Here is a 26,897-nt window from a genome sequence, read left to right on the forward strand (position 1 = left end):
GCAACAAGCTGAAATTGAGTAATTCCTCCCGCTGGTCGTCTGCCGCTTCACCAGCACTGCGGCACTTTTCAGGTAGAATGTGATACTATAGCAACTCTGGCATTATACCTAGCTGTTTACCTATGCCCAAAGTTCTGGTTTCCGATCCCATTGAACAGGTGGGGCTTGATTTGCTTGCCCAAGTGGCCCAAGTGGATGTCAAAGTTGGCCTCTCAGAGGAAGAACTGATCAAAATCATTCCCGAATACGATGCCCTAATGATTCGATCGGGAACCAAGGTGACCAAGGCAGTCATCGAAGCGGCCAATCAACTGAAAATTATTGGTCGTGCTGGGGTTGGCGTAGATAATGTTGATGTGCCTGCTGCCACCCGCAAAGGCATTATGGTGGTCAACTCTCCGGAGGGCAACACGATTGCTGCGGCGGAACACACCTTGGCAATGATGCTCTCCCTTGCTCGGCATATTCCCGATGCGAATGCTGCGGTTAAAGCAGGTCAATGGGATCGCAAACGCTTTACGGGAGTAGAAATTTACAAGAAAACCCTTGGCATTATTGGCTTGGGAAAAATTGGCTCCCATGTGGCCACGGTTGCTCGTGCCATGGGTATGAAACTCCTGGCCTATGACCCCTATCTATCGACAGAACGAGCCGAACAACTGGGCTGCCGCCTTGTGGATCTAGATGTGCTTTTTGCAGAGTCGGACTTTATCACGCTGCACCTGCCGAAGACCCCAGAAACGCAGCATCTGATTAACGCCAAAACCATTGCCAAGATGAAGCCCACAGCCCGCATTATTAACTGTGCGCGGGGCGGCATTATTGATGAAGCAGCACTGGTGGAGGCGCTCAAGACGGGTAAACTGGCGGGGGCTGCTCTCGATGTCTTTGAAAATGAACCCCTTGAGGCGGAGTCTCCGCTGCGTGCCTTGGGGATGGAAGCAATTTTGACTCCCCACTTGGGGGCGTCCACCGAAGAAGCACAGGTAAATGTGGCCATTGATGTTGCTGAACAAATTCGCGATGTGCTCCTAGGATTGCCGGCGCGATCGGCGGTGAATATTCCGGGTCTGCGTCCCGAAGTCCTTGAGAAACTCGCTCCCTATATGCAGTTGGCAGAAACCCTCGGTAACCTTGTGGGGCAATTAGCTGGTGGTCGCGTTGAGTCTCTGGAAGTCCGTTTGCAAGGGGAACTGGCCACCAATGACAGTCAACCCATTGTGATTGCAGCTTTGAAAGGGTTGCTCTCGCCAGCGTTGCGGGAGCGAGTGAACTACGTAAATGCTGGCCTAGAGGCTAAGGAACGGGGCATTCGCGTTGTCGAAACCCGAGATGAATCACAACGGGACTATGCTGGCTCCTTGACGCTAATTGCTAAAAGTCCATCGGAAACTCGCTCGGTATCTGGTGCGTTGCTGGCTCACAGTGAGTTGCGCATCACCAGTATTGATGACTTTCCCATTAGTGTGGCGCCAACCCGTTATATGCTGCTGACGCTGCACCGCGACATGCCCGGCATCATTGGTAAAATTGGCACCCAGTTGGGGAGCTTTAATGTCAACATTGCCAGTATGCAGGTGGGTCGCAAAATGGTACGCGGTAATGCGGTGATGGTGATTAGCCTCGATGATCCACTTCCCGAAGGCCTTTTGGAGGAAATCCTCAAAGTGCCCGGCATTCGTGATGCCTATATTGTCAATCTGTAGGCTTGATTGTGGTACAGCGTTGGTGGGAAATTACCGTCACTTGTCAAGCTGAGGCGGAAGAGCTAGTCTATTGGCGACTTCAATCTTTTGGCTGTCAAGGAACGGCAACCCAGCAACAGCAGGGGCGGGTGTTGATTCAGGGGTATGTGCCGCAGCAGCAAGTGACATTACTGGACATTGCGGCTCTAGGGGTTTGGATTGAGCAGGATGTGGTGGCGCAGGGCTATCTCTCACCAAAACTCCACTGGCAGTTGGTGAATGAACAGGATTGGGCTCATAGTTGGCAAGCCTACTGGCACCCGATATCGGTGGGCGATCGCCTGCTGATTTGTCCTGCGTGGGAAACGCCGCCTGCGGATAACACCCGCTTGGTGATCAAGCTCGATCCCGGCATGGCCTTTGGCACGGGCACCCATGAAACCACCCAGCTTTGTCTTGAAGCCCTAGAAATGCAATTGGATCAAACCTTTGAGCCGCTGCCCCCTACGGTGATTGCCGATATTGGCTGTGGCAGTGGCATTCTGGCGATCGCCAGCCTACTATTAGGGGCACAAAAAGCCTATGGTGTGGATACCTCGGATCTTGCGGTTACCGCCACCCAACGCAATGCAGAACTTAATGGCATTAAAGCCGACCAGTTGATCGTCCACCAAGGAAGTTGGGAGCAAGTCCTCGAACTCGTCGATGGGGTTGTCTGCAACATTCTGGCACCCGTGATTATCGAGATTCTGCCCCACTTGCCAGCAATTGTAAAGCCCAAGGGCTGGGGAATCTTTAGTGGGATTCTTTTAGATCAGGCGGATCGAGTGGCAGAACAACTGGAACAACAGGGCTGGAGCTTGGGTAGTGTCTGGCGGCGACACGAATGGTGTTGTCTCAATGCTCGCTTTGAGCGCTTGCCAGACTAGAGGGAGCTAGCTTTTTACCTTGGCCGCAGGTCGTGCCAAAGAATAGGAAGCCATCAGTTCCTGATAACAGGCCTCTAGGCGATCCAAGTTATGACTGAGGCTATAGTGCTCGAGCACTCGTTTGCGGGCTTTGTCCCCCAGTAGGCGAATCATTTCCGGATGCTGATAAAAAATGGGCAGCAGCGTTTGTAACTGGGTTTTCACATACTGAGGATTCAAGACAATGCCTGCTCCTGTGAGGACTTCACCATCGGCACCTACATCCGTGGCCAAGCAGGCCAAACCACAGGCCATTGCCTCCAGAAGAGAAAGGGACAGTCCTTCAATTTGTGAGGGCAGGATGAAGACATCGCAACCGCGTAAAATGTGCAACCGCTCTTGATCATTGACGATCGAGCCAAGCCAAAGAATATTTTGATCAGGGCCATAGTTCGCCATCAGCGAGGGCATCAGCGCACCGCCACCTACCATTAGCAGCTTACAATCAGCGGGCATTTCTGCTGCACACCACGAGCGCAGGAGCGCCTCGACATTTTTTTCGATCGCCATCCGTCCTTGATAGACATAGAGGTAGCGTGCCTTAAACTCCTCTTTGGCCGCAGAGGGGCCTGGGGCATATTTGCGCGTATCTACTCCATTGGGAATCACCCGCAGGGTCTCGGCACTGACCCCAAGACGCATCAAAAGTTCTTTTTGCGACTGAGAAAAAATAATAACTCGGTCATAGCGAGCCAAAAAGGGAGCATAGAGCTGATAGGTCATCAAGGCCGTGCTCGCCGTGAGGGTGCGATACTTTTCGCTGTAGGCCGGATGAAACGTGGCAACTAGGGGAATGCTTAACTCTTCGCAAATATCTGGAAGAAAGAAATCTAGGGGGGAAAGGGTCAATGAGGCATGGACAATGTCGGGTTTAAGTTTCTTGAGGGATTCAACCAGAACTTTGTTGGCTCGCAGGGAAGGTAGGGTATAAACTTGCGATTTATAGAGGCAAGGGAGCGTGACATCTGGCATCTCACTTTCGCTGTCGGCTTCCTGTTCATCCTCTTGGGCAAAATGCAGAAAGCTCACCTGATAACCGCGATCCAATAGTCCATTCGTAATCTCACGACTATAGGTGACATTGCCGCAGGGGGGAGATTTTTTGCCAAGCCACGCGATATGTAGAGCCACGATTATTAATTCCTTTTTATTGTTACTTATACGTTAAATTTACAGAGCAGCGGTACCCACTTGATCAATGATGCGAATGGGACCGTTGACATCACCGCTAAGAAACTGCCGCAAGTAGGGATTATCGGTCGTGCGAGCTTCGGCATGGGTGCCCTGCCAACAAACGCGACCTTGGTAGAGGAGAATCAGGCGATCGCCCGTGCGTTCAATCGTACTATTTTGGTGGGTAACGACAACGTAGGCATGACCCGTCTTCTCCCGTAATTCGCGAATCAGATCCTCAATCACTGTCGAGGCAATGGGGTCTAGCCCTGCCGTTGGCTCATCGTAAAGCAGGAGATAGGGATCATCATCCGGGTCTTCCGGATTATCGACAATGGCGCGGGCAAAGCTAACTCGCTTGCGCATCCCCCCAGACAACTGCGCTGGGTAGAGATCTTCCATGCCAGAGAGGCCGACCATCGCCAGTTTTTCACTGACAATTTCGCGAATGCGGGCTTCGGGCAAACGGGTGTGCTGGTATAAATAAAAGCCGACATTCTCAGCAACCGTGAGAGAGTCAAAGAGGGCAGATTGCTGAAAGACCATGCTCATGCGCAACCGACACAGACCATCTTGGCGCAACCCCTGACGACGTTGACCGGCCACATAGACTTCGCCCTTATCGGGAGCAAGTAACCCAGCAATAATCCGCAGCATGGTTGACTTCCCGGTACCAGAAGGTCCCAGAATCACAAGGGCATCTTGGGGATAAATGACCAAATCTACATCATTGAGGACATGCTTATTGCCAAAGGCTTTGCAGACACCGCGCAGCTCTACCAGTGGTTTGGTCATCTGACGCATCCCTTAGCCAAAGGCTTCTAGTTGCAGATCTTCGATCGCTTGCAGTCCCCGTGCATCCCCCAGCTTAAAGAGGGCTGCTTTGGCATCTTCTTGGACACCCATATCACTGTCTCGCAGCGCAGCAATCAGTTGATCAATGGCTTGCGTGTAGAGAGACCCAAGGGGAATTTTGCGACAAGCATGACCTAAGGCCCAAGCACAGTTACTGCGCACAGCGGCGATCGCATCCTGAGCCAAGGCAAGGGCAAGGGCAGGAATGGCAACCGTAGCGGCTTCTTCACTGGCTTCTGCCACCTGACCCAAGGAACTAGCGGCCCACAGGCGCACGGCAGAAATATCGGTTTGCAGAGCACGAATCAAGGGGTCAAGGGTGCGACGATAAATTTCTGGCAAGGGAAAGCGCACGCCACAATTGCCCAGCGCCCAAACAATACCTTTGCGGACATAGCCATTCCAGTCCCGCTCCAATTGCTGAATGAGGGCATCCACTGCCGCCAAACTGGGGTTGCGGCCAAGGGCATAGGCAGCACTGACACGGACAAGGGGACAGGGTTCTTGCAACAGATGAATCAGGTAGGGTGTGGCGCGTTCATCCTGCAATTCACAAAAGGCGCGAGCTGCCAACATCCGCTCCGTCACATTAGCGGAGGTCAGCAAAGGCAACATGGCTTCCGGATCGGGGCGATCGCTCTCCTCACTCGGTAGTGCCGCTAGTGCATCCTCTGAGGTGTCCAGAAGGGGGAAATCATTGTCATCCATACTGTTTAATCTACAGGATGCTTGGAATATCGACTAGAGCGCACCGTTGACTTCACCGCGAAAGCCATAGATTCCCCCGCTCATCCCTCGGCTCAAAGGGAATGGCTGTGCCGGCGGGACTATCTAAGCGCATTCCTCGTGCCTAGTGGCGATCGCACTGGAGGGCAGGATTCACTTCGTAAAAGTGGTAGTGAGATCCCCCTTGAAGGGGGCGATCGCCCGTATGGGTCACCGTGAAAGTCGCCGTTGGCCGGCCAGCATTGAGTTCAATGGTTCCCTCTGTGGGGATCAGTTCACCGGCAATCATGGGCGTCTCAGCCAATCTCTAAAGTATCCTTAAGGGTAGAGGCGCACCCGCTGCCAGTGGTCTCCTTGGCGCCGATAGCATAGGCGATCGTGGAGGCGATTGGGTCGCCCTTGCCAAAATTCAATCAGAGTCGGCAAAACGCGATAGCCCCCCCAATGCTCTGGTCGGGGCACGTTTTCGCCGTAGCGGGCTTCCACTTCCGCCAAGCGGGCTTCCAGATCGGCGTAGGACTCTAAAATCTCACTCTGCTGGGAAGCCCATGCCCCCCAACGGCTGCCGAGGGGACGACTTTGGAAATAGGCATCAGACTCCGCTGCGCTGATTTGTTCGACCGTGCCCTCAATGCGCACCTGCCGCTCTAGCTCTGCCCACCAAAACACAAGGGCAGCCTTGGGATGGGCGGCTAATTCCAGACCTTTGCGGCTGCGATAGTTGGTAAAGAAGACAAAGCCGCGATCGTCCACCTCTTTGAGCAACACCAGTCGGGCAGCGGGCATGCCATCTAGACCAAGGGTGGCCAAGGTCATGGCATTGGGTTCCGGCAGTTCGGCATTGACGGCCTCGGTAAACCAAATCCGAAACTGTTGGATTGGATCCTGGGCAGCCTCACTTTCAAGCAGACGCTGACGACGGTAATCACGGCGCAGATCAGCAATGCGGCTCATGGGTTTTCTTCGGACTCGTTTGTTGGAGTTTCTTCACTGATCCTAGAGGATGCCACGGGCGATCGCCCCCAGAGAGCGCGGAAAAAATAGCTCAGTAGCAAAAACATCAAACCAAACCCTATAAATAGGAGCACTCGCCACACCGGCGCAAGATTGATGAGATCGACAAAGAAAAGCCTGACCAAAGTAATGATGAGTGTGATCAGAGCCATAGTGCGCACGGCTGAGGTGTCCCGTCGCAACCCATAGATCAGTAGCCCCCCGCCAAAGAGTCCCCAAACAAGGGTCGCTGCCCCAGTGCCAAAAGATGCTAGTTCGTGCTGAATCCCAATCATTGTCACGCCATAGCCCAAGATCCAGTACAGCGGGCGGCTGGGTGGGGGCAAAAAGCGAATACTGGCCGCTGCCGCACCAAGCACCACCAAATGCGTGAAAAAAGCAAGGTTCAACAGCGGGGGGCGATCGGCGGCGGTAAACAGCAGTTGACCAATAAGACCAAGGCTGAGCAGTCCCCACCAAAGATGGGCAATCACCCCTAGGGTTCGCGCGCCATAGTGTTGGCTGAGGTAGTGCAAAATCAGCCCCTCGATCGCCAGCGGTGCGAGGATAAAGCGATTACTGTAATAGCGAACAACAATGCCGAAGGCAACCAGCACAAGTCCCGTCAAGCTATAGACCCAGCGCCAAGGTTGCGGCAGCCGTCGCCAGAGCAGACTCGTTCCAAGATAAAGGCCGCCAAAGAGGATAAACACACGAGCCGTTACCGTTGCGGACCATTTCCAGAGGAAAGCACTTAAGCCAAGGGCAATCAGTGGATTAAAGAGAGCAATTGTTTGACCATAACCAATGGGAACTGGGGAAGTCTGCTGGGAGCGATACAGCTCCGCTGCGCTGTCGCGATCGCGCCACTGGTACCAAGGAGGCAATACCGTAAAGCCCAGCCAAGTCAACGCCAGAATCGCTTGTAACACCCCAGCTCGATCCGGCTGGTGAACGGTCATAGACACCATTAACATCAGCCATCCTAGCCAAAAGGCTGACAGCAGGAGCGATCGCCAGCCCTTCACCCCATAAATCGCCCAACTGCCCAAGAGAATTAAAAAGGTGTAACTGGCCAATGCCAAAGGACGACTCATCTCTGTGCTGTAGAGCAGCAAAGGGGTCGCCAAGCCGCCAACCACACCAATCACTGCAAAAATGGCTCGATTTTGGCGCAACGATATAAAAAATGCCCCTAGGGTCACTGCCACCATCAACGAGAACGCCACACCCCAAGGCATCACGGTCAAAAACTGATAGGCGGCAAAGATGGTAAGGTAATTCGTCGCAAGACCACCCCCCTGCAAAAACTGGCTAAAAATGACTCGCCGCTGCAATCGCCACCCCAACCCCATCAACACCGTGCCGATGAGAAAGCCCATGGCCACAAGAACTGCATCGGTAATCCAGCCCAACTCAACCGCGTACCGAAAGAGAAAGCCAATCCCCAACAGCAGCAGGCCAATGCCGAGACGGTTGAGCCACAGTTCCCAATTTTGCAGCCAGTCCGCTTGGGAAGGCGTCACGGGGCGTAACGGTGATTCAGGGGCTGGGGGTTGCAGTTCAACAGGGGCGGGAGCCGCCGCTTCCTCGGGTGGAGTTGCTTCAGTTGAAGGTTCTGGGGGGCCAGAGGAGGAGAGGTCTTCACGGAGAATGGCGGTTTGCAGACTCTCGAGCGATCGCTGGAGGGCAGCCACAGTGGCTTCTAAGTTTTCAAGACGACGCCGCAAGTCATCCCTGTCTTCCATGGTTCGCCCCCCTACGGGTTATATCCCCGTTTTATGCCCTAACAGGGAGAGCAGTTTCTTGGCCAATGCACTTTATGAAGTGGCTAGAGGAGCATTCCAAGGGGGGTACAACGGGAAACAAAATTGGGTCAGAAATCGTCCTATGGCACCCAAAAAAGGTTACAAAAAGCAAATTTTGTCTTTTAGAGGAATTTTTATTTTCGGTGATCTGAGTCACAAAAATATTCAGAAATTAAAAACAGTTTGTTAAAACTTTATAAAATTTTCTTATTTTCTTTCGTCAACCGTAAATTCCGTCAATATGCCAGTCTGCGTAGGTTTCACCGCCCTCATTGTTTTTTTATTCTTTTTCAAAATGTTTGCCAAGAACAAAATGCCCCTGATGCTTGATTCTAGGCCTTCATGGTAAGTTGAGACAGTTCCGCAATGAGAGCGAACACGGCACCAGTAGGGGTTTTCCCTGTGTGATGTTGGTGCCCTACTGTTCAGCCGTATGGATGCCCTTTTTAACGGACGCCTATGAAAAAAACGCTTTATGTGGGTCTGACAACAACCACCTTAGCTGTGTTGGGAATGCTTTCCAGTAGCCGTGCAACCACAACCACAGCAGCTAAAGAATCCGTTTCAGCCCCTGCCTCGCCGGTCGTTGCTACCAAAGTTGGGGAACGCCAATCCACGGCGCCGACGACAACACGGGCGATCGCCAGTCTCCATCGTCACCAGCAACAGGGACGTGAAGCCGTAACCGTCTATTTGCGCGGGATTCCCGTGCTCACTTTCTTGGGTCAACGGGTCGCAGCCACAGAGGGCGTCAAAGTAGCTGCTGTTAACGTTGCCGAGATGCCAGAGCAAACCACCCTCTCAGAAGCGGCACAACAGGCAACCATTCTCACCGCTCGCCTCAATCAGCTTCACGAACAGGGCTTTGACGCTAACCTTGTGCGTGTTCGTTGGGATGCCCAACAGCAGCACTATCGCATCTATGCCGACCAAGAACTGCTGCTGACCCTCAACAATCAGGTAATGCTTCCCAATGGCTCACAACGCAACGATGAAAACGCCCTGCGAATTGCCAACCTCATTCGTCGCCAACTGGGTAATGCCCCGGCTCTCACCAACGTCGAGGGCAGCCGAAATACCATTGTGGCCATGGGGCCGATTCGGATGCAGTTGACAGGTCTTGCCTCGTGGTATGGTTTTGGCTTCCATGGTGCCCGCACGGCTAATGGCGAGCGATTTGATCAAAATGCCCTGACGGCGGCTCACCGCACGCTGCCCTTTGGCACACGAGTACGGGTGACCAATCTGCAAAATGGGCGCTCGGTGGTGGTGCGCATTAACGATCGCGGGCCTTTTACAGGGGGACGGGAAATTGACCTCTCACGGGGCGCTGCGGCTGCGATTGGTCTCATTGGTGTGGGTGTGGGGCCTGTGCGCATTGACGTTTTGGATTGATCCCCACCCCCCAAGGGCAAAGTGATAGAATGAACGACATGCTAGGGGTGTCTGCGGTCAGAGCAGGCTGAGAGTAAACCCTTAGAACCTGAACCAGGTCATGCTGGCGCAGGGAAGCTGTCTAGAGAGGATTCTATCAATGGTGCGTAGCGAATGGATTGCTGCCCGCAAGGGGCACGACAATGTTACCCAAATGCATTATGCCCGCCAAGGGATCATCACCGAAGAAATGCACTACGTGGCGCGGCGGGAAAACTTGCCTCCGGAATTGATTCGTGATGAGGTCGCCCGTGGGCGGATGATTATTCCTGCCAATATCAATCACCCCAATCTCGAACCGATGGCGATCGGGATTGCCGCCAAGTGCAAAGTCAATGCCAACATTGGGGCTTCTCCCAACTCCTCAAGCCTTGAGGAAGAATTGGCCAAACTGCGTCTAGCAGTGAAGTACGGTGCCGATACGGTGATGGATCTCTCCACCGGGGGCGGTGACCTCGATGCCATTCGCACTGCCATTATCAATGCCTCACCCGTGCCCATCGGTACGGTGCCTGTTTATCAAGCCTTTGAAAGTGTCCACGGCAATGTTGAGCAGCTCACCCCTGATGATTTTCTCCACGTCATTGAAAAGCATGCCCAGCAGGGGGTAGACTACATGACAATCCATGCGGGGATTCTCATTGAATACCTGCCCTTGGTGAAAAACCGCATCACAGGGATTGTGTCGCGCGGCGGCGGCATTCTTGCCAAGTGGATGCTCTATCACCACAAGCAAAATCCCCTTTACACCCACTTCCGTGACATTATCGAGATCTTCAAAAAATATGATGTCTCTTTCTCCTTGGGGGACTCGCTGCGGCCGGGGTGTCTCCACGATGCCTCCGACGAGGCTCAACTGGCGGAATTGAAAACCCTTGGTCAACTGACGCGCCAGGCTTGGGAGCACGATGTACAAGTCATGGTGGAAGGGCCGGGTCATGTGCCGATGGATCAAATTGAATTTAATGTGCGCAAGCAGATGGAGGAATGCTGCGAAGCCCCCTTCTATGTCCTAGGGCCGTTGGTGACGGATATTGCGCCCGGCTATGACCACATTACCAGTGCCATTGGCGCAGCAATGGCGGGTTGGTACGGCGCCGCTATGCTCTGTTATGTTACCCCCAAAGAACACCTTGGCCTGCCCAATGCCGAGGATGTGCGCAATGGCTTGATTGCCTACAAAATTGCTGCTCATGCAGCAGATATTGCCCGTCACCGTCCGGGGGCGCGCGATCGCGATGATGAACTGTCGCGGGCACGGTACAACTTTGACTGGAATCGCCAGTTTGAACTGGCCCTTGATCCGGAGCGGGCACGGGAATACCACGACGAAACCCTACCGGCCGACATTTATAAAACCGCCGAGTTTTGCTCCATGTGCGGGCCGAAGTTCTGTCCCATGCAGACCAAAGTGGATGCCGATGCCCTGGCAGAGCTGGAGAAATTTCTTGCCAAGGACAAAGAGCAAGTGAGTGCCTCGGTCTAGGGCATGGCCCTTGATCTCAAGGGGGGGCTGATTGCGATCGCCCTCCTTTTTGATGTCACCAATGGCTTTCATGATGCCGCCAATGCCATTGCTACGGTGGTGGCGACCCGTGCCCTTTCCCTGCGGGGGGCGCTTATCCTTGCGGCGGTGGCCAATTTTGGCGGTGCCTTCTTAAGTACGCGGGTGGCGCTCACCATTGAGTCGGGGATTCTCCACAGCGATGCCTTGGGGGGTCATTGGTTTGGCGTGATGGCCGCTGCCCTCCTAGGGGCGATGGGCTGGAATGCGCTCACCTGGTATTGGGGGCTGCCCAGTAGTTCTTCCCATGCCTTGATCGGTGGCTTAGTAGGGGCTGCCCTCTTTCAAGTGTCACCGCAAATCATCTATTGGCAGGGGATTGTTGAGGCCGTGGTCATTCCCATGGTGGTATCCCCCTTGGTGGCGATCGCCCTTGGCTTGGGTTTCATGACCCTGGTGGAGAAATGGCTGCAATGGCAGGGAGAGATTCCGGCGGAACGCTGGCAACGCTTGCAGATTCTCTCGGGCACGTTGATGGCCGTTGCCCACGGTGCCAATGATGCCCAGAAAACCATGGGAGTGATTACCCTGGCACTGGTGAGTTGGGGGCAACTGTCGCCGGCGGCCGGGGTGCCCCTTTGGGTAATGGGGGCCTGTGCCTTGGCGATCGCCATTGGTACCTACGGCGGCGGCGAACGCATTATCCGCACCACGGGGGAGAAAATTACACCCCTTGACCCTGTGAGTGGTTGCTTGGCCAACCTCAGTGCCGCCTTCACAGTAGGCGTTGCCAGTCTTGTGGGCTTCCCCGTCAGTACCACGCAAGTGATGGTGGGGGCGATTACGGGGGTCGGCTATCGCCATCAAGGAAAAGTGAACTGGCAGGTGTGGGGGCAAATTTTCCTAGCGTGGATATTCACGTTTCCCGGTGCCGCCCTGCTGGCGATCGCCCTCTCCTTTGGCCTATCCCAACTTTGAGTTGCCCCTAGGAAACCTGTGTGGGCTGCATCTTTTGGGCATACTCGCGGAAGCGTTCGAGATCCGCCTGCAAGGTACTTTCCACCACACGCCCCAAGAAAAGACGATCCATGATTTGTCCCAACACTCCCGGAATGGCATAGGCAACCGAGAGCTTGACAATGGTGCTGCCCTGGCGATCGTAAAAGCGAATGGCGCCCCGATTCGGCAGGCCATCCACCGACTCCCACTGAATGAGCTGGTGCTTGACTTGGCGGCAAATGCGCGATCGCCAGCTAAAGTGCCAGTTTCCTGTGGCCAATGTCCAGCGGGATAGGGTGGGGTCTTCCGCGGTGACGACCACCGATTCAATCCACTTCATCCACAGGGGCATTTTCTCCAGATCCGACCACAGGGCCCAGACGCGATCGACACCGGCGGCCACCTCAATCTGAACCGTATGCTCTAACCAACTCATCCATGACCTCCTGCCAAAATCGCTTGGGCGGCCCGTCGTCCCGATATCGTGGCCCCCTCCATGCTGTCAATGTAGTCCTGCTGCGTATAGCTGCCCGCCAAGTAAAAGTTAGGAACAGGGGTTTTTTGGGGCGGACGATAGGGATCCATGCCGGGGGCTTCGCGGTAGAGGGACTGCGCCAATTTGACAACACTGTACCAAGTCATGTTCAGATGGCGTGAGGAGGGAAAAAGATCGTGGACTTGGCGCAGTACGTGGTGGGCAATCTCCTCATTGCTCGCTTTGATAAAGGGATCGCCGGGGGTGAGCACCACTTGCAGAAGGGAGCCTTGCCCTTCCCGATAGTAGTCCGCCGGGCTGGTGAGCGCCAAATCGGCAAAGCAGGAAAAATCGGCATCGGCAGTGTAGAGCAGGTTATCAATGCCCGTTGCTGCCACTTGTTTTTGTTTAGCGGGGTCTTGCAGTTCTGTGACCCAGCCATCAAACCGCAGTTGTACCGTCGCCACCGGCACCGCCTCCAGCTTAAAAATGTTGTCGAAGGTGGGGTGCGATCGCCATGCCTCCGGAATCAGCCGTTGAATCCCCGGCACATCACAGGCACACAGATAGGCATCTGCGGTAACCGTTTCTCGCTCTTCGCCCCGCAGAATCACTAACCCTTCCACCTGCCAAGTGCTAGGATCTTCGCCGCGAAAGAGAATTTCTTTTGCCCGGCGCCGCAGATGAATCTTTCCCCCCCGCGCTTCAATGTAGTTCACCAAGGGCTTGAGCAGATATTCCGCCGGCGATCCCTTGAGCATATTCAGGCGGGAGGCAGTGGTTTTGGCGGCAAACATCATAAATATCGTCAACATGCAGCGAGCGGAGATCTGCTCCGTATCAATGAAGCCCAAGGCGTAGGCAATGGGATTCCAGAGGCGTTTGAGGCTATTTTCTGACCCGCCATGGCGGCGAAACCACTCGGCAAAGCTGAGCCGATCCAAAGCGCGAATTTGGCGCATCGCCCCTTCATAGTCCACCAGACCGCGCACAATGGGACTGGTGCCAAGGGCAATGGCGTTGAAGAATTTATCGGCAGCGGAAAGCTGATTGGTGGTGAAGAAGGCCTTAAGACCGTTGAAGGGGGCACCCAAGGGAAAGCGGAAGTCCAATTGCCCCACCTGGCCACCGCGATTGATGAATGTGTGGGTATGTTCCTTAGGCAGGAGGTGGGCGATCGCCCCCACCTTCGTCATTAGTTCAAAGAGATTGGCGTAGTTGTAAAAGAAAACATGCAGCCCCATCTCAATGTGGTTGCCGTCGGCATCCTGCCAACTGCTGACTTTGCCCCCCACAAAGGGACGGGATTCATAGATTTCGACACTGTGACCGGCCTCCACCAACTCCACGGCGGCGGCTAAGCCGGCTAATCCTGCACCCACAATGACAACCCGCATCGGTGATCCCAGAAAACTTTACAGATTTTAACATTTTTCGCCCCTCGGACAGTTTCCCTCGCGTTAAGAAACTTGGCAGAGAGCCTTGCCCCCCAGACCCCTCGTCTATGATCAAGGTAAGTTCAAGTTGCTGAATCGCTCACGCTCACGGTGTGCTTATGGCTATGCGTCGTGTCTTTGCCTTTCCGCTTTGGCAGTATTTGAACCAACGGCTATTTAGTCCAGACTTTACCCTCAATCCCAAACGCTTCTGGCGGCAGTATTACGATGCTTACCTCGAACGCTGCTGGCAAAAGGACTGTGCCTCCAAGGAAGAACCCTCCTGTTAATCGTTCCACAGGTTCGCTAAAATGAGATAGTTCACTTTCCCGATCAAGATTAGGGACTTTTGACTGTCATCATTTTAGTTACTCTCGCCTGTGGGAAGACAAAACGCTATGGTTGCTTCGCCCCCCTCTGCCGATGCTGCACTGAAACGCTCAAAAATCGAGGCTCTTAAAGAACGGAGCCAACACCTGCGAGAACCCGTTGCTACAGAATTACTGGAACCAACGAGCCATTTTAGCGAAGAAGGGGTGCAGATCCTCAAGTTCCACGGCTCCTATCAGCAGGACAATCGCGATAACCGCGTCAAAGGGCAGGAAAAAGATTACCAGTTCATGCTGCGCACCCGCAGTCCGGCGGGGTATATTCCGCCGCAGCTCTATTTGACCCTAGATCGCCTGGCGGATGAGTACGGCAACCACACGCTGCGGGCGACTACACGGCAGGGATTTCAGTTGCATGGCATTCTCAAAAAGAATCTGAAGGCTGCCATTGCTGCCATTGTCCGCAGCATGGGATCCACGTTGGGTGCCTGTGGTGATTTGAACCGCAATGTCATGGCGCCTCCTGCCCCCTTTCGCGATCGCCCCGAATATACCCTTGCCTATGAGTATGCCCATCGCATTGCTGATCTATTGACCCCGCAAACGGGTGCTTACTACGAGATTTGGCTGGATGGGGAAAAGGTCATTTCCGCAGAGGAACACCCGGAGGTCAAGGCGGCACGGCAGCGCAATCACAACGGCACCCTCTTTCCCAACAACGAAGAGCCGATCTACGGCGATCACTACATGCCCCGCAAATTTAAGTGCTGCGTCACGGTGCCGGGGGATAACTCCGTGGATTTGTTCTCCCAAGATTTAACCCTGGTGGTGATCACCGATGGGCAAGGGAATCTGGAGGGCTTTAATATCTATGCCGGCGGTGGCTTGGGGCGCACCCACAATAAGGAAGAAACCTTTGCCCGACTGGCCGATGAAATCGGCTTTGTGCAAGCGGCAGATGTCTATGAGGTGGTCAAGGCAATTGTGGCGACCCAGCGGGATTATGGCGATCGCTACAATCGGCGCCATGCCCGTTTGAAATACCTGATCCACGACTGGGGAGTTGAAAAGTTCAAAGCCAAGGTCGAAGAATACTTTGGCAAGCCCCTTGAACCCTTTCGCCCGCTGCCGCCGTGGCGCTACCAGGACTTTTTGGGCTGGCATCCCCAAGGGGATGGCAAATTCTTTTACGGCCTTGCCATTGCCAATGGCCGCATCCTCGACAAGGGACATTTCAAACTCAAGTCTGCCCTCAGGAAAATCGTGGAGGAGTTTAACCTTCCCCTGCGGGTTACCCCCCACCAAAATCTGCTCCTGTGCGATGTCTCTCCCGATCAACAGGAAGTAATTCAGCACATCCTTGAACAGCACGGGGTTCGTGATGTCAATGCCATTGATCCCCTCGAACGCTATAGCATGGCCTGCCCGGCATTGCCGACGTGTGGCTTGGCCATTACTGAGTCGGAGCGGGCGATTCCGGGGGTCTTGGAGCGGCTCCGTCGCCTGATGGATCGGCTGGGACTACAGCAGGAGCATTTTGTGATTCGGATGACGGGATGCCCCAACGGCTGTGCTCGTCCCTACTTGGCAGAGCTGGGCTTTGTCGGCATTGTTCCCAATACCTATCAAGTGTGGTTAGGTGGCAGTCCCGATCAGACCCGCTTGGCAGAGGTCTATATGGAGCGGTTGCCCCTTGCCGACCTAGAGCAAGCGTTAGAACCGGTCTTGGTCTTTTATCGCGATCGCCGCCAGCAGGGAGAGTCCTTTGGGGATTTTTGCCATCGGGTTGGCCTGGCGGCAGTGCGGGAGTTTGCTGCCACCTATGTGCCTGCTGCTGCAACAAAGCGCTACCGCGTGGATGTGCGGGCTGATCAATACCAGCAGCTCAAGGAATTGGCAGCAGCGAAGGGCATGTCGCTGGCAGCGGTGACCCGTGAAGCCATTCAGCGTTACCTTGAGCAATCCGGTTGACCCCACCAAGGTCGGATGTCTGTCGGCGCTATCGAGTATAATGAGAAAGCGCTAAATGGGGCGGCATAGCCAAGTGGTAAGGCAGAGGTCTGCAAAACCTTTATTCCCCGGTTCGAATCCGGGTGCCGCCTTCGTTGATTCGGCCTGTGGTTTCAGTCTGCTCCTCTAGCCAGTCCAAGAGCCGATGAATCCCCCAGCAGTAATCCGGATCACCCCAGAGGCGTTGGCACTGGCGATCGCTGGTAAAGCCGACGTGACCGCCCTGTTCGGTCATCAGCAGGGTGAGGGCAGGATTGTTTTGGGCAATGGCCAAGAGTTCGGGCACCAAAGCCGGAGCATAGAGGGGATCGTCGGCGGCATAGAGGATCCAAGTGGGCAAGCGCAGTTGCAGCAGCAGCGGCAAAGGACTACTGGCAGCATAGTAGTCGGCCACACTGGCAAAGCCAAGGCGGTCAATAACAAGGGCGGCATCAAAACCTGCAATGGTGTCAATCTGGGCAATGGTTTTGAGGTCAAAGAGGTCGGGGTGAAGGCGATGGAGGCGGTAGGCCCAGCGTTGGAGTTGACGGCTAATGGCACGTTCAAACTGGCGTCCCCAAAAGGTGGTGCCGAGATGGGCAAGGGAACGGTTGGAATCAAGATTAGGGCAAATGACCGCTGCCCCCCCGATGTCTGTGGCGCCTTGCTGTTGGGCATACCATGTTCCCCACAGCGCCAACTGACCCCCCAAGGAATAGCCCACCAACCAATAGGGAGGCGTATAGCCAAGGGCTTGACACTGGCGGGCGATCGCCACAAAGTCCTGCCCCTCGTAGAGGCCATCACTGGTTAACACCGGCGACAGTGCGGCGCTGCGGCCATGGGCACGCCAATCAAAAAGCACCACCTCAAAGCGGCGGGCGATCGCCCAATGGGCAAGGGTATGCAGGTACCATTGATTCTGTAGATCTCCCGTAATCCCATAGGTGGCAATGACCGTTCCGCGCGCCGGCCCAACCCGATACCCCTCACCGTACAGGGGTACCCCCTCCGCCCCCTGGAAAATATGGCTCGTTTGCGGTCGCCAAGGATAGAGGCACTCCCAGCGTTGGCCATAGGCAGTAAAGATCGTGTGGATCACGCCGGAGCGCAACGGCAAGGGTGGCCAATAGGATAGGGATTGCATAGACTTTAGTCATCCATCGTAAGCAAACAAGTCAAGGTTGGGCGTTTTTGGTGATCATTGTGAGGCATTGGCGATGACACAGAGCGATGATCCGCAGCAGACAGACCCCTACACCATGGAAACCTGTCTGACGGATGCCCAAGCCAATCGCGTGCTAGATGAAGTTTTTGCTGCAATAGAGGCTGAGCTGAATGAGCCAGAGTTCCTAGCAGCGATTTTAGAACCTGAGCCTTCTCTCCTCGTCCCTTTTGAAGCGACGACTCCCCCGCCCCCCCCAACGGAAGAACCTTCCCGCTGGCTGCACCGCCCAGAACCTGAGCAAGAGTTTTCTTGGAGCGATCGCTTTTTGATGGGGGTCGGCATTGCTTCTTTTGTTCTAGGGATTGGCCTCTGGATCAGTCTGAATCGCCAGCCGGTCGCAGTTGCCCCTGAGGCTGTGGTCGCAACAACCCCTAACCCTGCGGATGTTGCCTTTGCTGAGTATCTGCAAAACTCCCTTCAACTCCTTGGCCAACAGGCTGCTACCTCGACCCCCTCACCACCGGCGATCGCCAGCAATTCCCCCTCCCCCCTGCCAGTGGAACGGATTTACGTTCCCGTCTATCAAGCCCCCACAGCCCCAACGGTGCCCCTGCCCAATTTACCGACGGTGACAACCCCTACTCCGGCAGTAACACCGGCGCCGCCACCCCCGACCCCCACGCCCCCCCAACATACCCTAATTGGCATCCTCGAAATGGGCGATCGCTCGGTAGCCCTCTTTCAAAGCAATGGCCAGACTCTGCGCTTAAGTGTGGGCGATACAATTGGCAACGACGGCTGGCAACTGGTACAGATTCAAAATCAGCGAGCTGTACTACGGCACCAAGGGGAAGTGCGCTCCCTCACCGTTGGCCAAAGTTTTTAGAAAAGGGGCACTCATGAGTTTTTTCCGCGACTTGAATGCATTTCTAGAGCAAAAACTGGAGGATTTTATCCGTGCCAATCCGCAGCTTGAACTCAATCTGCTGCTGCTGGAGCTGGAGGATCAGGAACGGGAAACCCAGGAGCGACTGCTGCGGTTGCAACAGGAAGTCAATACCTGTGAACAGCAAATTCTCAGCCTTGTTTCTGAAATTCGCCGCTGGCGCGATCGCATCCAAACGGCGATGGCAGCTCAACGCCCTGACCTTGCGGAATTGGCACAGCAACGGGAGGCTGAATTACGCCAACGCGGAGAGCAATGGTGGACGCAGCGCCTCAATGCCCTGAATCAAATTCCTGTTACCCAGCAGTTGCTGCAAAAGATTCGCGATCGCCGGCGGGAAGTGATGAACCGCGTTCCTACCGCCAGTGCGCCACCGCCACCCCCCCCGCCACCGTCCATGACCAGTGACCTCAATGATCCCATTGAAGCTGAGTTTCGCCGCTTGGAACTGCAAACTGCCCTTGAGGAACTGAAACGCTCGATGGGGCGATAGCGCAACAGACGTGGGACAATCGAGAACGCGGTTTTATCCAAAGGTTCCATGGCGGTTATTCAGATTACATCCGACGACACTTGGCAGATTCAGGCCGATGGCCATCCCCTGCGGGGTACCCTCCAAGTACCGGGCGATAAATCCATTTCCCACCGTGCCCTGATGTTGGGGGCAATGGCAGAGGGCACTACCTATATTGAAGGTCTGCTCGTGGGGGAGGATACCTGTAGTACCGCTGCCTGTTTCCGCGCCCTTGGTGCTGAGATTTCGCATCTCAATGCCACAGCGGTCACGGTTCAAGGCTTGGGGATTGGCCATCTGCAAGAACCCGGAGATGTGCTGAATGCCGGCAACTCTGGTACGACGATGCGACTACTGCTGGGAGTATTGGCAGCGCAAACGGGTCGCTTTTTTACAATCACCGGAGATGCCTCATTGCGATCCCGCCCCATGGCGCGGGTCGTTACCCCCCTGTTGCAGATGGGTGCCCAGATTTGGGGGCGTCAACACCACAGCCGTGCTCCCTTGGCCGTTTTGGGGCAGCCCTTAGAACCCATTACCTACTACAGTCCCATTGCCTCGGCGCAGGTGAAATCAGCGCTCTTGCTGGCCGCTCTCCACACCGAGGGCACTACTATTATTCACGAACCCCACCGCTCACGGGATCACAGTGAACGCATGCTTCAGGCTTTCGGGGCCTGTGTGGCGGTGGATGAGGCCACCTGTACGGTGACGCTGGAAGGGCCGGCGGTTCTAAAGGGGCAAAAGGTCATTGTCCCCGGTGACATTAGTTCAGCCGCCTTTTGGTTGGTGGCAGCGTCCATTCTCCCCGGTTCAGAACTGCTGCTGACCAATGTGGGCATCAACCCCACCCGCACGGGCATTCTCGACGTTCTTTGGGCAATGGGAGCCGAGATTACCCTTGAAAATGGGCGGCTTGTCACCGGCGAACCGGTGGCAGATCTGCGGGTGCGATCGGCAAAGCTCAAGGGAACCCGGATTGGCGGTGCATTGATTCCCCGCTTAATTGATGAGATTCCGATTTTGGCCGTGGCGGCGGCCTTTGCCGAGGGAGTCACCGAAATTCGCGATGCCGCAGAACTGCGGGTAAAGGAGAGCGATCGCCTCCAAGCGGTGGCCACAGAATTGCAAAAAATGGGGGCTAGGGTTACTGAACTCAGTGATGGTCTTGATATTCAGGGGGGTGTGCCCTTGCAAGGTACCCATGTGGAAACCTACCGTGATCATCGCATGGCCATGAGTCTGGCGATCGCTGCCCTCAATGCCACAGGAACAAGCCACATTCACAACGCCAGTGCAGCAGCCATCTCCTATCCAGAATTTGTAACAACTCTGCAACAAATTGCTTGAAAGCACAAAAATCCCAGTAATTTTTGGGAGAACTTTGCTCAACACCAAACGCTGTATGCTAGCATCAAATAAATTGTTTTGGTGGCACAATGCAGCTTTGCGTTGCGTTAAATCCTTCGTAGTCTTCTAATATTCGTGTGTTTACCTTCCTTGACAATTGGAACACTAGATGAGACCCAAAATGATACAGAACCAAAAAAATACGATAATATAGTTTCACGCCTGCTCTAGGAGCGCCCTTGCGTTTCACCTAGGACAGGTCAATCCCTCTCCAACTGGCTTCTTTGTTTTTTCGTTCAAAAAAGGCTGTGTTTGTTCATCATGGCAACAATTCAAGATTTCATCCACGTTCAGGATCAATGGTCATTAGATGAGTTGGTGGAAATCGCCAACGAACTCTTGCCCCAGCACCTCCCCCAGGAGGACTCCAAAAACCGTGTGTTGGAAGAGGTCAACCCGCGTCTAGTGCGCCATTACACCTCCTGCAAGTTGATTGATCGCCCCACCCGCATTGGCCGTGAAGGGCGCTACGGCTATCGCCATCTTGTGCAATTGCTCGTGGTGCGGCGGCTCTTGATGGAGGGCTACACCGCAGGGGCCATCTACAAGCTGGTGTATCGCATGAGCACCCCAGAACTGCGGGCACTCCTTGAGCAGGGGGTTCATCTTCAATTGAATCCACCTCCGATCAACCCAGCCTTGGCCTTTTTGCAGCAGGTGCAGGATCGCTCCGAGCATCGCTATGGGGAGCCCATGCGCGTCAGTACCAGTGTCAGCCGCCGTGAGGTGCCGCCCGCCAGCCATTCACCGCAACCGGAGTCTTGGAAGCGCATTGAGGTGGTGCCGGGGTTCGAGGTACACATTCGCGATGACTTTAACTTCCCGCAGATCAATCGCGATCAAGAAGCCCTCGTCAAGCAACTGGTGCAATTGCTCTCCACTTACACTCAGCGATAACTCAGGCCAGATTTCCCGTGTCGCAGTTAGCCCGCTGGCGATCGCTATAATAGCGCCATGGAAGGATGCCTCAACGATACGGATATTTACACGCTGTGCCAAACCCTTGCCCTTGGCCAGCGCACGGGGGAACTGTACCTCGAAGATGACGCCGGTCATACGTGGCTTCTCTTCTTGAATCATGGTCATTTGGTTTATATTGCCGATCGCCACAGCCACAGTTTAGAGCGATTGCAGGATCTCCTTTATGGACAGGGCATTCCTTGGCCGAGTCCCGATAGCTTCATCGAAAGCAAAGCCGGTGCTAGTTGGGTGGAATACGAATGCCTCTGGTGGCTCCTCGATCACTGCAAGCTCAGTCAAATCCATAGCGTGTGGCGTGCGCTGCTGCGGGAAAGTCTCTTTGACGTTGTTAGCCTCAATCGCGCTTGGTTCAAATTTTATAGTGCGAGTCCCCTTACCCCCCAATGGCACAATCTCTCCTTGACAGCGCTGCTCAATGACAGCCTGAGTCATCTGCGGGAATGGAAAAAGCTTCATCCCGATTTGCGTTCCCTCGATCAATCCCTCGAGCTGACGGATATTAAACCCACGGGCAACGATCCAGCGGATCAGTGGTTTCGCCAACTCGAACCCTTCGTGCGCGAGCGGATTACGTTGCGCCGTCTGAGTCGGCAACTGGGACGGGATGGGGTGACTGTGGGCAAACTCCTGCTGCCCTACCTGCATCAAGGGTACCTACAAGTTAGTTCTTGGGGAACCAATGGCCACACCCGTACATTTCCACCCCTCTCTTGGCGGCGATCGCCTCGTGTCGTGTGTGTGGATGATGCCGCCACTGTCCGTCAAGTCGTTGAGTCCACGCTTCAAGCAGCGGGCTATGAAGCCACGGCGATCGCCCATCCCTTGACCGCCTTGAGTCTCATTTTCCAACTCAACCCCGACCTGATTTTCCTCGATATTGCCATGCCCGAATTGGATGGCTATGAATTTTGCACTTTGCTACGACACACGCCTCGCTTCCGTTATACGCCGATTATTATGCTGACTAGCCTCGTCGGTTGGAGCGATCGCCTGCGAGCCAAGGTAGCCGGTGCCACTGATTACCTCAGCAAGCCCTTTTCAACTCAAGAATTGTTAACAATTACGCATCATTATATTGGTGCGGCTCCACCTGTAACCTCCTTAACAGACGAGTCCTTTGGCGACGTGCTAGAACCAAAATCAGGCCTCGAGACGCCCCGTTAACCTCCGCAGGTTGGCTGTCATCCACCTGTCATCCTCTTAGGCTTTTAGAATATAAAGCAACCCCTTAATTCTACGTGTAACCTCCTATGAGTAAAGTCTTAGTTGTCGAAGATAGTCCACCCCAGCGGGAAATGATTAGCGAATTGCTAGCGAAAACAGGCTTTGAAGTGACGGTTGCCACCGATGGTGTCGAGGCAATGGAGCAATTGCAGCAGAGCACTCCAGATGTGGTGGTTCTCGACATTGTCATGCCCCGTATGAATGGGTATGAAGTCTGCCGCCAAATTAAGTCTGACCCCCGCACCCAATCGATTCCCGTAGTTATCTGTAGCTCCAAAGGTGAGGAGTTTGATCGCTATTGGGGCATGAAACAGGGGGCTGATGCGTACATTACGAAGCCCTTTGACCCCAAAGAACTCGTTGGCACCATCAAGCAACTCTTGCGAGGCTAAAAAAGATGTTTAGTAGCTCGGATCTACTCGCAACCAATGCCCCCCTCGAAAGCGGCAATATCGATGACCTCAGAACCCCAGAGGGGGATTTGCATATCCTCTTTACGATCCCTAGCGGTGATACCCTAGCCCTACCGGCTATTGGGGTGCGCGAAGTTGTGGCTGTGACTCCCGATCGCATTACCCCAGTGCCCAATACTTCCAATCTGCTACTGGGGATTTTGAACTTGCGGGGGCAGGTGATTTGGGTAGCGGATACCGGTAAATTTCTGGGAGATGAAACTCCCTTGAATACCGATCGCTCCGAGCTATCGATTATTGCCATTGAGGATGATGAGTTAATGGTAGGGCTAGCGGTTCATCAGGTCCGAGGCATGGAGTGGCTCAACAATGACACCATTAAGCCGGCTACCCATGTCAGCGATCAGATGGCTCCCTTTGTACGCGGCGAATGGGTTTTTGATGCCGAGCAACAGGACATTGTTAAGCTCTTAGATCCCCTTGCTATTTTACGCAGTGCTCGCTGGGGACTCTAAACTAGAAAAAGTAGAATCTCAAGAATCTCAATGGAACTCATCTACACCAGTCACTTTAGGAAAATTAACACCCCTGTGATACCTTTCCCAGGAATTGGCGCATACTTTGTAATTAAAGCTTCCTTGATTTAGTCCTTAGAATTATCCGCCCCTTGTCATTGTCCATTATGGGAGTAAGCCCATGGCATCCAGCAGCACCCAACACACCCAAGAATATCAAAAAGCAGTCGCCGCTTATGTGCAAGGCAACTATGAAGAAGCGGCTAAAATCACCGACCAGTTGGTGGGCACCCGACCGGGCGATCCCAACCTACGGCTGCTGCGGGGGCACATTTACTGCTGCCAACAGCGCTACAGCGAAGCTCAAGAGCAGTACCATGCGGTTCTCAATGCCACAACTGATCCAGAATTAATCAATCTAGCCAACGAGAGCCTCGCTAAGATCAAGGATTTGATTCCTGCTGCTGAACGTGCCAAGAATGGGGGCGAAGAACACCACGCCACCCTGCAAGGAGATCACACCCAACTTCAGGGGGACAATACCTTTCTCCAGACTACCCCACCCATTGAGGAGACCCAAGCTATAAACCCCCTTGAAACATTCAGGCTTGAACACTTTGATGACTTTGGCAGCGATTTAGGGACAAGCAACCCCTTTGACGATCCGGAAATTGCAGGCATTGAGGAGGAACTAGGCGTCAGTTTAGAAGAGGGTACCTTTAACCCCTTCGACGAAGATGCACCAATCCAAGACCCCTTTGCCTTTTCTGCTGATGCTTTTGAAGATGCGGTATCTGAAGTGGCTGACATTCCAGAAATTCCCATTGGAGAATCGGTGCAACCCCTAGGTACTGAAGCCATTGGGGATGAGGAAGTCACGCTCCTCATGGGAAGTTCTCCTTTAACCCCGTCCGAACCGGCCAGCCCTATTTTTAATGCTGAGGCGCCAGAAAGTGCAGTAGAACCTTTTCAAGAAATGACACCGCCCTCCCTAGAAACATTTGATGATCCCTTTGCCGCTGAAATGGCACCACTAGCCGCTGCCGCACCTGAGGAGAGTCTTTTTCCGGGGCTGGAGGAATCTCCAGCGGCAACTACTTCGGGAGAAAGTCTCTTTGGTGATATTGAGGAATCCCCAGCAGCAAGCATTTCTGAAGAGAACCTCTTTCCAAATCTGACGGAATCTGCTGCGACCAACGTTCCTGAAGTCTCTACCTCTGCTGCTGGTATCAGTGATTTGCTAACCAATGAGACGGCAGAGGCCATTAAGCTGTTGCCGCAGCCCGAACTGAGTTCTTATCATGCTACCGAGGAGGAAGACGATCTCTTTGGTGGCTTCTCAGCTTCCTTTGAGGCTTTTGAAGCCCCAGATATTGTGGCAGAACCCCTGTCTCCTGAGGCCTTTGACCCCGCCAGCTTTGAGGATGAGCCAACGCTCGCGATGTCTGAGTTTCCCGGACGTGAAGCCGTTGCCAAAGACGCGAGGAAGCCAGAGGCACCAGCGATCGCTGAAGGGGAAGCTAGCCCTGGGGGTGCTGAACCCTGTGAATCAATTGCTGATTTTAACTTAGACGATTTGTCCTTCGGTAATGCAGAAACTTCAGGTGCTGCTTTTGACGATGAAATGACGATCGCCAATCCCCAAGCGCATGGAATGGGCACAGGCAGTGCGGAAACAACCAGCATGACTGATGCGGGTACAGAGACCTTTGCGGTTTTACCGGACGAATTTGATCTCAGCCAGCAAGGTCTAGACGAGTTAGCCGATTTTAGCCTCGACCTGAGCCAAAGCACCGCCAGCCGTGCTGAAGCCACAGTCCCTCCAGAAAGTCAGGATCTCTCGGCCTTTACCGAGAAAGTGTCCATTGCAGCACCAGTGGCTACTCCGCCAACTCCTTCCCGTAGTCCTAGTCCTGTGGCTGGAACCGTTCCAGCAGCCACAACAGCCACGAGTTCCTTTGGCCAACAAAATATTACATCGGCAGTAACCACCGGCGTACTCTCCGCTTTGGCTGCCGGTGCGGTCAGTTTAGGCTTTAGTGCCCCTGGCCCTGCGCCGTTGGTTAGTGGTACTGCTGCTGGTCTCACCGCCGGAGTGGCCGTCTATGCGATGGGGCAGCGCAGCGTCAGTCGCATCAAGCGTTTTTGTACGGATTTGCAGGCACAGTGTAATGCCGTGATTGCCGGTGAGATGACGGCGCGGATGCCGGTCACCATTAACGATGAGCTAGGGCTTTTAGCCCAAAGCTTTAACCAAATGACGGATACCATCCAGCAAATTACCGCTGATGCCCAGAAAAAAGCAGAGGAAAACGAACGGCAGCGGGATGATTTGCAGCGTCAAGTGATTCGCCTCCTTGATGATGTGGAGGGGGCTGCCCGAGGTGACCTGACCGTACAAGCAGAAGTGACAGCGGATGTGCTTGGGGCAGTGGCGGACTCCTTTAACCTGACGATTCACAACCTGCGTACGATTGTGCAACAGGTGAAGATTGCTGCCCAGCAGGTGAGTCGCGGTGCCGCCGAAAACGAAACCTTTGCCCGTAGCCTTTCAGCAGATGCCCTGCGGCAAGCGGAGGAGCTAGCCGTCACCCTAAACTCGGTGCAGATGATGACGAATGCTATTCAGCGGGTGGCCGAAAGTGCCCAAGAAGCCAATGAAGTGGCACGCAATGCCTCAGAAACAGCCCTCCGTGGCGGTGAGGCGGTGGAACGCACGGTGGCGGGTATTTTACAGATTCGCGAAACGGTGGCAGAGACCACTCGCAAGGTGAAACGCCTCGCGGAATCGTCCCAGGAGATTGCCAAGATTGTCGGTGTGATCTCATCAATCGCCAACCGCACGAATCTCTTGGCCTTGAACGCCAGTATTGAGGCCGCACGGGCCGGGGAAGCCGGTCGCGGTTTTGCGGTGGTGGCCGATGAGGTGCGGCAACTCGCCGATCGCTCGGCAAAGGCCTCGAAGGAAATTGAACAAATTGTATTGCAAATTCAAAGTGAAACCGGTGCCGTGATGACGGCAATGGAAGAGGGCACCCAACAGGTGATTGAGGGAACCAAGCGGGCAGAACAGGCCAAGCATGCTCTCGAGGACATTATCCAAGTGTCGTCGCAAATTGATACGCTTGTGCGCTCGATTACCAACGCTACGGTCGAACAAACAGAATCGGCACGCGCCATGGCTCAGGTGATGCAATCCATTGAGTTGACAGCGCAGGCCACTTCTCAGGAGGCACAGCGGGTGTCCGACTCGTTGCAAGGTCTAGTGAGTGTGGCACGCAACTTGCAGGCATCGGTGGAACGGTTCCGCGTTGAAAATATTGAAGATCAAGCCTAAGCAATCCGGGAGGGG

The 26,897-nt window shown here is 54.4% G+C and carries 24 protein-coding genes, 1 tRNA gene, 1 pseudogene and 1 riboswitch; of the genes and pseudogenes, 17 read left to right on the forward strand and 9 right to left on the reverse strand.

Going from position 1 to position 26,897, the window contains the following annotated elements; genetic code table 11:
* Positions 1-122 precede the first annotated feature (122 nt).
* Both serA and prmA read left to right on the forward strand, forming a co-directional pair.
* Entirely contained in the window at positions 123-1,706 is a 1,584-nt protein-coding gene (gene serA, locus ACK4IR_RS01655; protein ID WP_409871728.1) for a phosphoglycerate dehydrogenase, read from the forward strand.
* 8 nt (positions 1,707-1,714) lie between these two features.
* Positions 1,715-2,614: a 50S ribosomal protein L11 methyltransferase gene (gene prmA, locus ACK4IR_RS01660; RefSeq protein ID WP_409871730.1), complete on the forward strand. Its 900-nt coding sequence runs from the start codon at positions 1,715-1,717 to the stop codon at positions 2,612-2,614.
* A 6-nt stretch (positions 2,615-2,620) separates the two neighbouring features.
* Here prmA and ACK4IR_RS01665 read toward each other — a convergent pair whose 3' ends face one another.
* The 6 genes and pseudogenes from ACK4IR_RS01665 to ACK4IR_RS01690 all read right to left on the reverse strand — a co-directional run bounded on the left by ACK4IR_RS01665 (position 2,621) and on the right by ACK4IR_RS01690 (position 8,148).
* Positions 2,621-3,784 carry a glycosyltransferase family 4 protein gene (locus tag ACK4IR_RS01665; RefSeq protein WP_409871732.1) on the reverse strand — a complete coding sequence of 388 codons (1,164 nt, stop codon included), beginning with the start codon at positions 3,782-3,784 and terminating at the stop codon, positions 2,621-2,623.
* Between the two features lie 39 nt (positions 3,785-3,823).
* Complete coding sequence (locus tag ACK4IR_RS01670) at positions 3,824-4,621, reverse strand: ABC transporter ATP-binding protein (protein WP_409871735.1); 798 nt, start codon at positions 4,619-4,621, stop codon at positions 3,824-3,826.
* A gap of 12 nt (positions 4,622-4,633) precedes the next feature.
* A complete protein-coding gene (locus tag ACK4IR_RS01675; RefSeq protein ID WP_409871738.1) occupies positions 4,634-5,389 on the reverse strand; it encodes a HEAT repeat domain-containing protein in 756 nt (251 codons plus the stop codon).
* A 33-nt stretch (positions 5,390-5,422) separates the two neighbouring features.
* Positions 5,423-5,696: pseudogene (gene ureB, locus ACK4IR_RS01680) on the reverse strand (urease subunit beta).
* A gap of 29 nt (positions 5,697-5,725) precedes the next feature.
* A complete protein-coding gene (gene pdxH / locus ACK4IR_RS01685; protein ID WP_409871739.1) occupies positions 5,726-6,361 on the reverse strand; it encodes a pyridoxamine 5'-phosphate oxidase in 636 nt (211 codons plus the stop codon).
* On the reverse strand, positions 6,358-8,148 hold the full coding sequence (locus ACK4IR_RS01690) for a DUF2339 domain-containing protein (protein WP_409871742.1): 1,791 nt from the start codon (positions 8,146-8,148) through the stop codon (positions 6,358-6,360). The genes pdxH and ACK4IR_RS01690 overlap by 4 nt, the downstream gene beginning before the upstream one ends.
* 58 nt (positions 8,149-8,206) lie before the next feature.
* Between ACK4IR_RS01690 and ACK4IR_RS01695 the strand changes: the two genes are divergently transcribed.
* The 4 genes from ACK4IR_RS01695 to ACK4IR_RS01710 all read left to right on the forward strand — a co-directional run bounded on the left by ACK4IR_RS01695 (position 8,207) and on the right by ACK4IR_RS01710 (position 12,124).
* The gene (locus ACK4IR_RS01695; RefSeq protein WP_409871745.1) at positions 8,207-8,398 is read left to right on the forward strand and encodes a hypothetical protein; all 192 of its coding nucleotides are present in this window, start codon (positions 8,207-8,209) and stop codon (positions 8,396-8,398) included.
* 269 nt (positions 8,399-8,667) lie between these two features.
* Positions 8,668-9,603 carry a septal ring lytic transglycosylase RlpA family protein gene (locus tag ACK4IR_RS01700; RefSeq protein ID WP_409871747.1) on the forward strand — a complete coding sequence of 312 codons (936 nt, stop codon included), beginning with the start codon at positions 8,668-8,670 and terminating at the stop codon, positions 9,601-9,603.
* Positions 9,604-9,636: 33 nt separating this feature from the next.
* Positions 9,637-9,735, forward strand: a riboswitch (TPP riboswitch).
* 10 nt (positions 9,736-9,745) lie between these two features.
* A complete protein-coding gene (gene thiC, locus ACK4IR_RS01705; protein WP_409872020.1) occupies positions 9,746-11,128 on the forward strand; it encodes a phosphomethylpyrimidine synthase in 1,383 nt (460 codons plus the stop codon).
* Positions 11,129-11,131: 3 nt separating this feature from the next.
* Positions 11,132-12,124 (forward strand): inorganic phosphate transporter, encoded by a 993-nt coding sequence (locus tag ACK4IR_RS01710; protein ID WP_409871750.1) that lies wholly within the window; start codon positions 11,132-11,134, stop codon positions 12,122-12,124.
* Between the two features lie 7 nt (positions 12,125-12,131).
* Here ACK4IR_RS01710 and ACK4IR_RS01715 read toward each other — a convergent pair whose 3' ends face one another.
* Both ACK4IR_RS01715 and zds read right to left on the reverse strand, forming a co-directional pair.
* On the reverse strand, positions 12,132-12,581 hold the full coding sequence (locus tag ACK4IR_RS01715) for an SRPBCC family protein (RefSeq protein WP_409871753.1): 450 nt from the start codon (positions 12,579-12,581) through the stop codon (positions 12,132-12,134).
* Positions 12,578-14,017: a 9,9'-di-cis-zeta-carotene desaturase gene (zds, locus tag ACK4IR_RS01720; RefSeq protein WP_409871756.1), complete on the reverse strand. Its 1,440-nt coding sequence runs from the start codon at positions 14,015-14,017 to the stop codon at positions 12,578-12,580. Before zds ends, ACK4IR_RS01715 begins: the two co-directional genes overlap by 4 nt.
* Positions 14,018-14,175: 158 nt before the next feature.
* Here zds and ACK4IR_RS01725 point away from each other — a divergent pair, with 158 nt between their 5' ends.
* From ACK4IR_RS01725 to ACK4IR_RS01735, 3 genes are all read left to right on the forward strand, one after another.
* Complete coding sequence (locus tag ACK4IR_RS01725) at positions 14,176-14,346, forward strand: hypothetical protein (protein WP_409871758.1); 171 nt, start codon at positions 14,176-14,178, stop codon at positions 14,344-14,346.
* Positions 14,347-14,454: 108 nt separating this feature from the next.
* A complete protein-coding gene (gene sir / locus ACK4IR_RS01730) occupies positions 14,455-16,356 on the forward strand; it encodes a sulfite reductase, ferredoxin dependent (RefSeq protein WP_409871760.1) in 1,902 nt (633 codons plus the stop codon).
* A gap of 59 nt (positions 16,357-16,415) precedes the next feature.
* A tRNA-Cys gene (locus tag ACK4IR_RS01735) sits at positions 16,416-16,487 on the forward strand.
* Here ACK4IR_RS01735 and ACK4IR_RS01740 read toward each other — a convergent pair.
* Positions 16,457-17,521, reverse strand: a complete 1,065-nt coding sequence (locus ACK4IR_RS01740; RefSeq protein WP_409871763.1) for a YheT family hydrolase — start codon at positions 17,519-17,521, stop codon at positions 16,457-16,459. The genes ACK4IR_RS01735 and ACK4IR_RS01740 overlap by 31 nt on opposite strands.
* A 73-nt stretch (positions 17,522-17,594) precedes the next feature.
* On the opposite strand from ACK4IR_RS01740, the gene ACK4IR_RS01745 reads away from it, so the two are divergent.
* The 8 genes from ACK4IR_RS01745 (at position 17,595) to ACK4IR_RS01780 (ending at position 26,882) form a co-directional block, all read left to right on the forward strand.
* Positions 17,595-18,428, forward strand: a complete 834-nt coding sequence (locus ACK4IR_RS01745) for a hypothetical protein (protein WP_409871766.1) — start codon at positions 17,595-17,597, stop codon at positions 18,426-18,428.
* Between the two features lie 13 nt (positions 18,429-18,441).
* Positions 18,442-18,981, forward strand: a complete 540-nt coding sequence (locus ACK4IR_RS01750; RefSeq protein WP_409871769.1) for a TIGR04376 family protein — start codon at positions 18,442-18,444, stop codon at positions 18,979-18,981.
* A gap of 48 nt (positions 18,982-19,029) precedes the next feature.
* Positions 19,030-20,352 carry a 3-phosphoshikimate 1-carboxyvinyltransferase gene (gene aroA / locus ACK4IR_RS01755; protein ID WP_409871771.1) on the forward strand — a complete coding sequence of 441 codons (1,323 nt, stop codon included), beginning with the start codon at positions 19,030-19,032 and terminating at the stop codon, positions 20,350-20,352.
* A 321-nt stretch (positions 20,353-20,673) separates the two neighbouring features.
* Positions 20,674-21,309, forward strand: coding sequence for a MerR family transcriptional regulator (locus ACK4IR_RS01760; protein ID WP_409871774.1), 636 nt, complete (start codon positions 20,674-20,676; stop codon positions 21,307-21,309).
* Positions 21,310-21,366: 57 nt separating this feature from the next.
* Positions 21,367-22,557 (forward strand): response regulator, encoded by a 1,191-nt coding sequence (locus ACK4IR_RS01765; protein WP_409871776.1) that lies wholly within the window; start codon positions 21,367-21,369, stop codon positions 22,555-22,557.
* Between the two features lie 86 nt (positions 22,558-22,643).
* Entirely contained in the window at positions 22,644-23,009 is a 366-nt protein-coding gene (locus ACK4IR_RS01770; protein WP_149817109.1) for a response regulator transcription factor, read from the forward strand.
* Between the two features lie 5 nt (positions 23,010-23,014).
* Positions 23,015-23,545, forward strand: a complete 531-nt coding sequence (locus tag ACK4IR_RS01775; protein ID WP_409871779.1) for a chemotaxis protein CheW — start codon at positions 23,015-23,017, stop codon at positions 23,543-23,545.
* Positions 23,546-23,726: 181 nt separating this feature from the next.
* Positions 23,727-26,882: a methyl-accepting chemotaxis protein gene (locus tag ACK4IR_RS01780; protein ID WP_409871782.1), complete on the forward strand. Its 3,156-nt coding sequence runs from the start codon at positions 23,727-23,729 to the stop codon at positions 26,880-26,882.
* The last annotated feature ends 15 nt before the right edge of the window (positions 26,883-26,897 follow it).

The organism is Thermosynechococcus sp., from assembly GCF_046299635.1.
GTDB lineage: Bacteria > Cyanobacteriota > Cyanobacteriia > Thermosynechococcales > Thermosynechococcaceae > Thermosynechococcus.